The 10,648-nt window shown below is 65.9% G+C and carries 9 protein-coding genes and 4 pseudogenes; 2 read left to right on the top strand and 11 right to left on the bottom strand.

Features of this window, described 5'->3' with window-relative positions:
* Both ACFW16_RS31715 and ACFW16_RS31710 read left to right on the top strand, forming a co-directional pair.
* A pseudogene (locus ACFW16_RS31715) lies at nucleotides 1-144 on the top strand (IS256 family transposase); the annotation flags it as partial.
* On the top strand, nucleotides 93-1,424 hold the full coding sequence (locus tag ACFW16_RS31710) for a type IV secretion system DNA-binding domain-containing protein (RefSeq protein WP_380312869.1): 1,332 nt from the start codon (nucleotides 93-95) through the stop codon (nucleotides 1,422-1,424). The pseudogene ACFW16_RS31715 and the gene ACFW16_RS31710, both read left to right, overlap by 52 nt.
* A 13-nt stretch (nucleotides 1,425-1,437) precedes the next feature.
* Here ACFW16_RS31710 and ACFW16_RS31705 read toward each other — a convergent pair whose 3' ends face one another.
* The 11 genes and pseudogenes from ACFW16_RS31705 to ACFW16_RS31655 form a co-directional block, all read right to left on the bottom strand.
* Nucleotides 1,438-1,890: a hypothetical protein gene (locus ACFW16_RS31705; RefSeq protein ID WP_380312867.1), complete on the bottom strand. Its 453-nt coding sequence runs from the start codon at nucleotides 1,888-1,890 to the stop codon at nucleotides 1,438-1,440.
* 519 nt (nucleotides 1,891-2,409) lie between these two features.
* Nucleotides 2,410-2,777 (bottom strand): annotated as a pseudogene (locus ACFW16_RS31700) (glutathione-dependent formaldehyde dehydrogenase); the annotation flags it as partial.
* 262 nt (nucleotides 2,778-3,039) lie between these two features.
* Complete coding sequence (locus tag ACFW16_RS31695) at nucleotides 3,040-4,083, bottom strand: manganese catalase family protein (protein WP_380312865.1); 1,044 nt, start codon at nucleotides 4,081-4,083, stop codon at nucleotides 3,040-3,042.
* Nucleotides 4,084-4,120: 37 nt separating this feature from the next.
* Nucleotides 4,121-4,575: pseudogene (locus ACFW16_RS31690) on the bottom strand (DUF892 family protein).
* 215 nt (nucleotides 4,576-4,790) lie between these two features.
* A complete protein-coding gene (locus tag ACFW16_RS31685; protein ID WP_380312862.1) occupies nucleotides 4,791-5,294 on the bottom strand; it encodes a sigma-70 family RNA polymerase sigma factor in 504 nt (167 codons plus the stop codon).
* 451 nt (nucleotides 5,295-5,745) lie between these two features.
* The gene (locus ACFW16_RS31680) at nucleotides 5,746-6,006 is read right to left on the bottom strand and encodes a hypothetical protein (RefSeq protein WP_380312860.1); all 261 of its coding nucleotides are present in this window, start codon (nucleotides 6,004-6,006) and stop codon (nucleotides 5,746-5,748) included.
* Between the two features lie 43 nt (nucleotides 6,007-6,049).
* Nucleotides 6,050-6,661: a cysteine hydrolase family protein gene (locus ACFW16_RS31675; RefSeq protein WP_380312858.1), complete on the bottom strand. Its 612-nt coding sequence runs from the start codon at nucleotides 6,659-6,661 to the stop codon at nucleotides 6,050-6,052.
* A 34-nt stretch (nucleotides 6,662-6,695) separates the two neighbouring features.
* Nucleotides 6,696-7,565 carry an SDR family oxidoreductase gene (locus tag ACFW16_RS31670; RefSeq protein WP_380312873.1) on the bottom strand — a complete coding sequence of 290 codons (870 nt, stop codon included), beginning with the start codon at nucleotides 7,563-7,565 and terminating at the stop codon, nucleotides 6,696-6,698.
* Between the two features lie 693 nt (nucleotides 7,566-8,258).
* Nucleotides 8,259-8,456 (bottom strand): annotated as a pseudogene (locus ACFW16_RS31665) (alpha/beta fold hydrolase); the annotation flags it as partial.
* 130 nt (nucleotides 8,457-8,586) lie between these two features.
* Nucleotides 8,587-9,081 (bottom strand): ferritin-like domain-containing protein, encoded by a 495-nt coding sequence (locus ACFW16_RS31660; protein WP_380312855.1) that lies wholly within the window; start codon nucleotides 9,079-9,081, stop codon nucleotides 8,587-8,589.
* Nucleotides 9,082-9,219: 138 nt separating this feature from the next.
* Nucleotides 9,220-10,647 carry an MFS transporter gene (locus ACFW16_RS31655; protein WP_380312853.1) on the bottom strand — a complete coding sequence of 476 codons (1,428 nt, stop codon included), beginning with the start codon at nucleotides 10,645-10,647 and terminating at the stop codon, nucleotides 9,220-9,222.
* Nucleotide 10,648: the final 1 nt, after the last annotated feature.

Below are 10,648 nucleotides of genomic sequence, written 5' to 3'. Positions count from 1 at the left end.
ACCCGCGGCAGCTTCCCGAGCGACGAGGCCGCGACCAAGCTGCTGTTCCTGGCGATCCGCAATGCTGGAATCCATTGGAAACGGCCGGTTGAATGGACCGCCGCCATGGGGCAGTTTGCCATTCTGTTCGCCGACCGCTTTGCGGCCTCAGCGCGCTCAGGCCGCAAAGCATGCCGCCCCGGCCTCACTTACACAGACCCTCGGACACTCCCGGCCGCTGCGACGGACGGGCTGGTGCGGTTCGGCAACTTGCCGATGCCGCGCCAACTCGAAACCCTCCACGGCCTGATCTGCGCCTCGACGGGCACGGGCAAGTCCGTGGCGCTCCGCCAGTCCTCGCCGACATCCGCCGCCGCGGCGACCGCGCCATCGTCGTCGACGCCGGCTACGACATGTCGGAATCCTTCCGGCGCAAGGGCGACAAAGTGCTGTCGCCCTTCGATGACGAGGCGGTCGGCTGGAACCTCCGAAACGAGATCAAGGCTCCGCACGAATGGCAGACCTATGCCGCGAGCCTCTTTCCCGATATCGGCGGCGAGAGTGGTGAATGGGCGCGCCGGGCCCGGACCTTCTTCGCCAACGCCGCGATGCGGGCGGGCGCACAAATGTCGAACGCCGACCTGTACAAGGTGATCACGCAGAGCGACGTCACCGAGCTGCAGGCAACGCTGGAGGCGGACAACAGCGCGACCTTCTCCAAGGGGGCCGAGGGCATCCTCGGTTCGGTCCGCTCGATCATCGAAACCAACCTCGCCGCGTGGCAATTCACGCGGGACGGCGACTTTTCCTGTCGGGAATACATGCTCGGCAACGACCCGGGCTGGCTATGGCTGCCGTATCGGGACACGGAAAAGGGCGTGCTCGGCCCCAGCATCGGCGCCTGGCTGGACATCCTGATCCTGGCCGGCCTCGAGCGTGCGTCCGTCAAGGACGGCAGGTTCGCGCGAACCTGGATCGTGATCGACGAGCTGGACTCGATCGGCGCGATCAACTCGCTGAAGGACGCGGTGACCCGGCTGCGGAAGAGCAACATCGCCGTGGTCTGCGCCATCCAGGACTACGGCCAGCTCGTTGAGCGGTACGGCGCACAGACGGCCTCGACCCTGTTCGGGCGCTTTTCCAACCGCCTGTTCCTGCGCTGCAACAGCAGCGACCTGGCCGAGAAGGCGTCCAAGGAAATCGGGTTGGCGGAGATGGAGGAGACCCGGGTCCAGGCCGGCGAAAGCGCAAACAATGCGGGGTCCCGGACGACGACGAGCGTCAACAGCACGACGATGCTCAGTATCGTCAAGGAGGAGATCGTGCTCGCTTCGGAGCTGCAGCACTTGCCGACGCTCGAAGGCTTCGTCACCTTGGCGGACAAACCGTTCATCTATCCGGTGACGCAGAATCTCTGGCCTGATGCGTCAGCTCCGGTCCATTGAGGCAGCTGGTGCCTCAACGGAGGTGGCCGCTATCCCGCTTTTCGATCCAAGCCCATGCAACGCAGCGCTCATAGTCGGCTGCCCACTCCGCGATACCCGGAATCAGATGGGGCAGGTCAATCCGCACCCCAAGCCATGGTGCTGCCGGCGGCTGCGCCGCTTCGGTCACGATGCCAGGGCCCCGATGCAACAACTTCCAGAGCTGGGCGGCATCGCGGGATTCTGGCGCGACTCCGAACGTCAAGACCAGAGCCCCAATGACCATGATCGTGCCAAGCAGAAAGGCGCCTTCTGCGGTCGCCTTGAGGCGATAGCCCTCCCCCACAAACGGTATCTCGGCAAGCGATCCGGCAAGCGCTTTGCGCATATGCGGCAGAACCGCTGTCACAGCCGCATCGGTGACCTCCGATCGAGGCGATTTGCGGGCGTCACCGGTGTTCAGGGTGATATGCCAGAGATGGTTCATACGTGTGGGCTCCGGTAGGCTGCGCGACCGAAGCGCTTTGAAGGAGGAGGAACACTATGACGATACTTGAACCGGCTGACGATCTAGCGCCCGTCGAGGAAATCGAGGACGACCTGACGCCAGTTCAGGAAATCGAGGCTGCGATCATGCTCTTGCGGGTTGCTCGCAGGTTCCTTCGGTCGGCGAAGGCCAAGAAGGCGGCGCAGGCGGTCAACCGGGCGATCAAATCCACCGAGGGGGGCCCTCCGGCACGCCGACAGCAAGGCCCTCAACCAGGCTCTCAAGGAGTTGGTCCGGGAGGGCTGATCGACGAGCGACCGTCTTCGTTCAACGGCCAGCGGGCGCCTCAATGCGAGGTGCCCGCTTTCCTTTTGCAACGATAGCGAGAGTGAGGCAGATCCGGCGCCAGGTCGCCGGCGAGGAGGATTCGAAGGGAGGGGGTCGCCATGCGCTACGCCGGCGCCAATTGGTGCCGGCGTTGTCGTCATCACCTATGAGGTGAAAACGGTGAACGATCCTGTCGGATGCCCGGGCCATCGACAGCCGCTCCGGCACATTGTCGATCGCGATCACCTGCCTGGCGCCCAGCAGCAGCGCGGCGCGGATCGCGAACTGGCCGACCGGCCCGCAGCCCCAGATCGCCACCGTATCGGTCGGCTCGATGTCGCACTGCGCCGCCGCCTGCCAGCCGGTGGGGAAGATGTCGCCGAGGAACAGCACCTGCTCGTCGGTCAGCCCATCCGGGATCTTCACCGGCGCGACATCGGCGTAGGGCACCCGGACATATTCCGCCTGGCCGCCGGGATAGCCGCGGTCAGATGGGTGTAACCGAACAGCCCCGCCGTCGTGTGGCCGAACGCCTTCGCCGCCAGCTCGGCGTTGCGGTTGGGCTGCGCCGCACCCGCGGCGCAGCCTTGAGGGCCGGGGACTGCTTGATGGCGGCAACATCGCCCCGGAGCCCGTTGATGTCCTGGCGCAGCCGCCACAGCTTCGCTTCGCGGCTGGTGGCGTCTTTGGCGGCCGCCTCCTTGGCCCCGATACCGCCGGGGCCACCAACTCCGTCCGAGGCCGCTGCCGGGGGCGTCCGGATACTCTGAGGCTCGACCATCATCGCGCTCCTGTCCCACTCGAATCGCTTGGGCGATCGGATCAATGAGCTCGGCCGGCGCGGCCGGACTGCCCGTTCTTCTTGCCGCGCCCTTTCCCGCCACCGGGCGAGGGTGCGTCGTCCGAAGGATCCCAGGACATGGGGCGCGGGACGTCGTCATAGCCCGTCCAGGGATCGCCGGGCTCGCCTTCGGCCGCCGAGACCTCGCCGCTCCGCTGCCGGCTGAGCGTCTTCTCGACCTCGTCACCATCGGTGTCGGACTCGACGTCGCGGTCGCCATGCAGCACCTCGCCCTGCGTCATCCCGACATTGGCGACCGGGTCGGAGACATAGAGCCAGTCGCGGCCGAACGGCGCCTCTGCGCCCTCGTTCCACGGGCCGCGATGGTCCTCGCCCTGCGACATGTTGTAGGCAGTCGCGACATGGCGCGGGTCGCCCTGCAGGATGCCCGGCGGAAAGTTCGGTTGGATTGTCTCCAGCGCCGCCTCGAACTGCCGGAAATGCGTGATCTCGCGGGTCATCAGGAACCGTAGGGTCTCGCGCACATAGGGATCGTCGGTGAACTTCAGCAGATACTCGTAGACGATCTTGGCGCGGGATTCGGCGGCGATGTTGGAGCGGAGATCGACTGTCAAATCGCCATTGGCATTGACGTAGGCACCGCTCCAGGGATTGCCCTGGCTGTCCTCCAGGAGAGGACCGCCGCCGCTGAGGGTGACGAAGTGCGGCATCGCCAGGGCCTCGTGGATCAACCCGTCCCTCGCCGCGCTGCCGCCTTCGGAAAGACTTGGGATGCCGGTCACGTCGAGCGCGTTCTTGAGTTCGCCGTTCACCCCCTGCAGTAGCATGGTGATGGTGGCGCCGACGATCTCCAGATGCGACAGCTCCTCGGTCGCGATGTCCATCAGCAGATCGTATTTGTCGGTGTAGGGCTTGCGCGCGGCATGAGCCTGGACGAAGTATTGCATTGCTGCCTTGAGCTCACCGTTGCCGCCGCCGAACTGCTCCAGCAGGAGCTTGGCGAAGCGCGGGTCGGGCTCGGAGACTCGGGCGTTGAACTGCAGCTGCTTGATATGAATGAACATGGGTCACCTTTCCGGATGAGGGGAGGATTCGCTGGCGTCAGCGCTTGGCTGGAGCGCCGGCTTCCGAACGGCTGAGATATTCCTGGGTGAGCCTCGGCATCTGCTCCCACAGCCAGTCGCCCATCTCTTCCTCCTCGGCCTGGATACGCTCGCAGGTCTCGGCGATGCCGGGCTCGCCGGCCTCCCGCGCGGCCGCGGCCAGCATCCGGTAGCTCGCGGCCTCGAAGTGCTCGAAGGAGTAGCTGCCGAGGGCGTGCTTCAGAACCTCGTCCTCGCTCATGGCGTGGAACATGCCCTGGACATTGGCGATGGTCTTCTGGGTCAGGTCCTTCAGAGTGGAGGGATCGGAGCCCAGCTTGGCCAGCAATCCTCCACGTCCTGCCGCTGGCGATGGGTCTGTTGCAGATGCTCCTGCACTTTCGCCAGCGCCGCGGGATAGGTCTCGAGCCGGCTAGCCTGGGTTTCCAGCAGGGAAACAGCCTGGCTCTCCATGGCAAAGGCGTCACGCAACCAGTGTGTTAGATGCTCTTTCGGGTCGGTCATCACGATCTCCTGTCAGGCTAAGGCAGCAACGCGCTTCGGTGCCCGCTAAGGTCACAACAGTCCTGAACGAACTGTCGTTCGATGGGACAAATAAAAATGCCGAATCGCCAGATCTTACGAAGTGAAGCGAAGCGTGAGATTCCGGATATCGGGCCGGAGTGTGACTACAAGTCGATACCGGTCTGAAGGCGGAGATGGTCGCGGGCGCGGCCGAGGCGGGAACGGACGGTGCCGATGGGGATGTGGAAAGCCTGCGCCGCCTCCTCGTAGGAATCGCCGTTGATCGCCACCGCCTCCACCAACTCGCGATGAGGGCGCTGCAGCCGGTTGATGGCATTGCCGAGGCGGACGAGGTCGAGCGCATCGTCCTGGCTCGGCGGCTGCGGCCCGTCGAAATCCTCGGCCGGCATCGCAATCAGGCGCCTGCGGCGCTGAAGCTGCGACAGAAACACTCGCTTCATCACGACGCAGAGCCAGCCCGCGATGTTGGTGCCCGGCTGCCAGAGATGGAATTTGTTGTAGGCGCGCAGCAGCGTGTCCTGCAGCAGGTCCTCTGCATCGGCGCTGTTGCGGGTGAGTGACCGCGCGTAGCGCCGAAGCTCGCACAGGACCGGCGCGACCACAGCGGTGAAGTCGGGGCGGTCCGCGGCACGATCTTGATCCGGCATTGAACTCTCCCCTTCAAAGGCTGGCGATCGTTCTCTCCCGACGAAACGATTCGAAGCGACAATAAATTCTTCGAACAGAAGAACAAACCTCACGCAGTCAACTTCGTTCCGATATTTAAATTATTAGAAAATGATCGCTTTTATTTTTGAATAACAAATGTTTATCCAAAGCGAAATTGGATGAGCAATTGCCTGATCAAGGGCTTGCCGAACACTCCGGCAGTCACGAGGACGGCCCCCAGCCTGACGGATCGCAGCCTCTTAAGCGTCGTCCGCCTTTCCGACAGGCCCGAACATGTCTCCTGCGGTCGGTAGAGGGCCGATTTTCTCGACGTCATCAATCTGAGCTTCGCCGGCCCCGACAACGAGGTTCTCCGGCGCGCCGTTGCGGCGATCGCCAAGCGTGACCTGATGATGGTGGCAGGCGACAACAACGGGCCCAAGACCGATCCTATCTATACGGCCGCCTATCGCTTTCGCGATCTTTGCAGCTGGCGTCTTCGCCAACGGTGGGGATGAACACGCCCAGCCCGCGGTGCTTGCGGGCATCCTGGATGAAGGCAAGCACACGCGCCTTCGCGTCAGGCTGCATCTGATCCTCAGGCGTGCCATAGCTGTCCCAGAGCGCAAGATAGTGCTGTGCAAGGATGTCGTCGGCAGCCGCGATCGCCTTGCGAATTTCGATCACCCGGCCGGCGGGTTGTTGCGTCATGGCTTTCCCACCCGTGTCTCCGCGTCGGGGAGGGCTGAGCCGGTCACGGCCAGGCCTCGAGGATCTGATCCACCGGCGCGACCTCGATCTGCTGCGAGAAACGCTCATGGAAGAGGCGGAGCAGATCCTCATGGGTGGTGTCGGAGGTGCTGCAGACCGCGTCCTCCGCCAGCACCAGGCGGTAGCCCCGGTCGATGGCGCTGAGGGCGGTCGCCAGCACGCAGATATCCGTCTCGCCGCCGGAAAGGATGAGCGTTTCGATCGCGCCGGCACGAAGCCGCTCGCCGAGCCCCGGGGCCGTGAAGGCGGAATAACCGTGCTTGTCGAAGACCAGCGCCGGCGGCACGAACTCCGCCAGCATCGGCACCAGCTCCAGCAGCCTTGGATCCAGCATCCCCCGCGTCATCTCCGCCCAGCGGGTGTAGTAGCGCCGCCAGCTGCCGGGCAGCTCGTCCGGCTGCCGGGGCGGCAGGAAGCGGGTGAAGATGGTGTGCTCCGGCCGGTGGCGGACGAGGCGCCGCACCATGGGCGATGTCCGCTGCGCCCAAGGCACGTGCCAGGCGGTCTGCTGCGCGAACAGCTCCTGCATGTCGATACAGAGATGGACGGTCCTGTCCCCCAGCCGACCGAACGGCAGCGCGTCGTCGGGTGTCACAGTGACGTCGCCGGCGATGACGGCCGCGAGGGCATCACAGCATGGGGCGCCCGCCGGTCACCGGCAGCAGGGCACCGGTGATGTAGCTGGCCTCCTGCGACGCCAGCAGGACATAGGCCGGCGCGAGTTCGGCCGGCTGCGCCGCACGGCCGAGCGGGGTGTTGCCGCCGAACTGCTCGACCTTCTCCGGCGGCATGGTCGACGGGATCAGCGGCGTCCACACCGGCCCCGGCGCGACGCAGTTCACCCGGATGCCCTTGTCGGCCAGCAACTGGGCCAGCCCGGCGGTGAAGTTGGCGATCGCCCCCTTGGTGGTGGCATAGGGCAGCAATGTCGGCGACGGCGACTTCGAGTTGATCGAAGCGGTGTTGACGATGGCGCTGCCGGGCTTCATGTGCGGAACGGCGGCCTTCGACAGGTAGAACTGGCTGTGGATGTTGGTGCGGAAGGTCTTGTCCCACTCCTCGGCGGAGATCTCCTCCAGCGTCTCGTGGGTCATCTGGTAGGCGGCGTTGTTCACCAGGATGTCAAGGCCGCCCAGCTGCCGCACCGCTTGGTCGACCAGCTCGCGGCAATGGTCCTCGCCGCTGACATCGCCGGCAATCGTCACCGCCCGGCGTCCGGCCTTCGTCACCCAGTCGGCAGTCTCGCGGGCGTCGTCATGCTCGTTCAGATAGGAGATCAGGACATCGGCGCCCTCCCGCGCAAAGGCGATCGCCACGGCACGGCCGATCCCGGAATCCCCGCCTGTGATCAGCGCGACCTTCCCGTCCAGGCGGCCACTGCCGCGATAGCTATCCTCGCCGTGGTCGGGGCGCGGGTCCATCGCGGATGTCGTGCCCGGCGGCCGCTGCTGCTGCGCCGGCTGCGGCGGCCGCGGGCCCGCCGTCTTCGGATCGGTCATGATGGTCTCCGTCGGTTTTTCGGATCTCGATGGAGTCAATGGGCCGAAGGAATGTTCCGTTGCCGGTCGCCGTGCCAGCCGGCGAGAAACTCCAGCAGCTCCCCGGCCAACTCCTCCGGCGCCTCCTCGGCCATGTGGTGGGTGCAATCGATCCCCGGCCGCGCACATCCGAAGCCCAGGATCGCCAGATGCCGAGCATGTCGCCGGCCAGTTCGTGGGAGTCGTCCCGCAGGGCCAGAGGCACAGCGCCGGGCAGATGATCCGCCGGCCGTGCTCGCGATCCTGAGCATCATGGTCGCGGTCGATGCCGAGGTCGGCCCGATAGTCCTCGAGCATGCCGTGGACGGTCGCCGGATCGTGGATCGCATCGAGGATCGGCGTGGGCCTCCGCCCCCATACGTTCCGCGATGCGCCGTACCAAGCCTCCGGGTCGGCCCCGATCGGGCGTTCCGGCTTGTCCGGTTGGGCGTAGAAGAACCAGTGCCACCAGGCCTGGGCGAAGCGGGCATCGCAGCGCTCCAGCCGCTCGACGATCGGGATGCCGTCCAGCACGGCCAGCCTATGGATGGTCCAGCGCCGTGCGGTAGGCCACGTAGCAGCCGCGGTCATGGCCGGCGACGGTGAAGGTGGGAAGCCGAGCGCCTCCATCAAGGCCACGCAGTCGCGGGCCTTGGCGCGCCTCGACGATCCCTCGCGGTCGGGCGTGTCCGTCGGTTTCGACGACTTGCCGAAGCCGCGCAGGTCCGGGCAGATGAAGGTGTGCGATGCGGCCAGCATCGGTGCGACGCGGTGCCAGGTGGCATGAGTGCTCGGATGGCCTTGCAGCAGCAGGATCGGCGGCCCCGTCCCGCCGTAGCGGCCCCGGAGCGCCGCCTCCGGCAGCTCGATCATCTCCAGCTTGAAGCCGTCGAACATCGCGATCTCCGCTTCGACCGTTCGAGATCGCCCACGGCGAGCGAGACACGGCCCAGCATCGGGTCGATCGCTGGACGCACCATCTGCTCGCCGTGGCGTCGTCGGATCAGGCCGCCTTCCGGTTGAGGCTGCTCTCCGCGAGCCTCGACAGCAGCTGGTCGGTCTTCTTCTCCTCCTGCAACGTCTGGTCCAGCAGCCGCACGGCCTCGGAAAGGTTCAGCTTGCCGGCCCAGGCCTTCAGCGTGCCGTAGCGGGAGATCTCGTAGTGCTCGACGGCCTGGGCGCCCGAGAGGAGCCCGGCGTCGAGCGCGGAGGCACCCTTGAACTCCTCCATGATCTCCTTGCCCTCGTCGATGATGCCGATGATGGCGTCGCAGGTCTTGCCCTGCGCCCGCTTGCCGAGCAGCTCGAACACCTTCTCGAGGCGGTCGACTTGGCCCTCGGTCTCGTCGCGATGGGTCTCGAACGCGGCCTTGAGCTCCGCGGACTGTGCCGCCTTCGCCATTTTGGGAAGCGCTTTCAAGATCTGCTTCTCGGCGTAGTAGATGTCCTTCAGCGTGTCGAGGAACAGATCGTCGAGTGTCTTTTCAGTCGTCGCCATGGGTTACCCCCTATCGGTTGCCGCCTGGCGGCCGCAGACGATCGAGCGTGCCGCGCCGCAGACGACAGATGAATAGGCGCCCCCTCCTCTTCGTTCCTCGAAACACCTCTTTCCAGACGGCGAAGCGATGCGAGACGGTCAAATGCGGGAGGCAAAGTAGCACAAATTATGGTCCATCTTTACTTCGAAGCTTAAATCACGCGGAACCCGGGAGTCGGGTTCCAGGTTACGCTCGCGCATCCGGTTCACTCCGACTCCCTGGAGCTCTAAGAAGACCGGCGGTTCACCCCGTGCCGATGATGGTGAACGGGCTGCGTCGGCCCAGGACGGTGGCGGCCCCTGTCCTCCACGGCCGCCACTGTCACAGCGACGTCCGGATCCCGGACCGCACGCAGGTCCCGCATGAGCAGGCAGGAAAGTCCGGCGAGGACACAGGCGCCTGCGCTCACACCGATGACCGTCTCGGGCGACAGTACCCTCAGCATGAGCCCACCGGCCCCCACCCCGAGCGGAGCGGCCGTCCAAAGAATGGCACGCCGCGCGGCGAAGGCTCCGGCAAGGTGGCGCGCCGGCACCCCGCCGCTGGATCACGGACGCCTCCAGCGCCACATACGGCCCCCAGGCTATGCCGCCGAGGGCCATGCAGACGATTGCCGCCGGCATGCTGTGGACAAGCGCCAGCGGTGCCGTCGCCAGGCCGAAAGCGACGACGCTCAGCGCGTTCATCAGCCCTGGGCCGCGACGGGACAGGGCTTTGACGAGCAGCAGGCCGGCCACCGCGCCGATGCCGAATGCCGTCCACAGGAGCCCGAAGCCGGCGGCGCCGGATCCCAGCCGGTCGCGCACGAATACGGCCAGAGCCGGCTCCAGCGGGCCATAGGCGAAATAGTAGACGATGCTGAGGGCCAGCAGCACCCGCAGGGCCGGGTCCGAAAGCAGGGGACGGAAGCCCAGCCAGCCGGCGCCGTCTTCCATCGGAGCGTCCGAAGACTGCCCGCGGGAATGGTCCAAGGCGGGAAGACCGGCCGCGAGCAGTGCGGCGATGAGGAGGCAGGCGACCGGCACCGCGACTGCCGCCGCTCCACCGAGGGCGGCCGCCAGTGCGCCACCCAGTGCCGGTCCGAAGATATAGGGCAGTTGGTCTCCCACCGATAGGAGCCCATTGGCGACGGCAAGATTGCGTCCTCGCGCCATCGACGGCAGCAAGGCGCGTGATCCCACATAGGTAAAGGGCGAGAAAGCCCCGGCCGTGGCGACACAGAGAAAGACGACGACGAGGTCGAGGCTGCCAGCCCAATGCAGCAGCGGGACCACCGCCAGGACCAGGGCGCGGGCCAGATTGTCGGCCGTCATGAGCTTGGCGGCGCCGTATCGATCGAGCAACCTGCCGGCCAATGGTCCGGCGACGATTGCCGGGACCTGATGCACCAGCACCACCATGGCGGCCATGGCCGGTGCGTTCGAGTCCTCGAGAACGAACCAGAGCAACGCAATGAGCATGAACTGATCGGCCGTGGTCGCCAGCAACAGCACGACCGTCAGCCGGGTGACGCCTGACATTGCCATC

Origin of the sequence: Inquilinus sp. NPDC058860, assembly GCF_042743185.1 — a bacterium.
Lineage (GTDB): Bacteria > Pseudomonadota > Alphaproteobacteria > DSM-16000 > Inquilinaceae > Inquilinus.
This window is presented reverse-complemented; position numbering and strand designations above follow the sequence as displayed.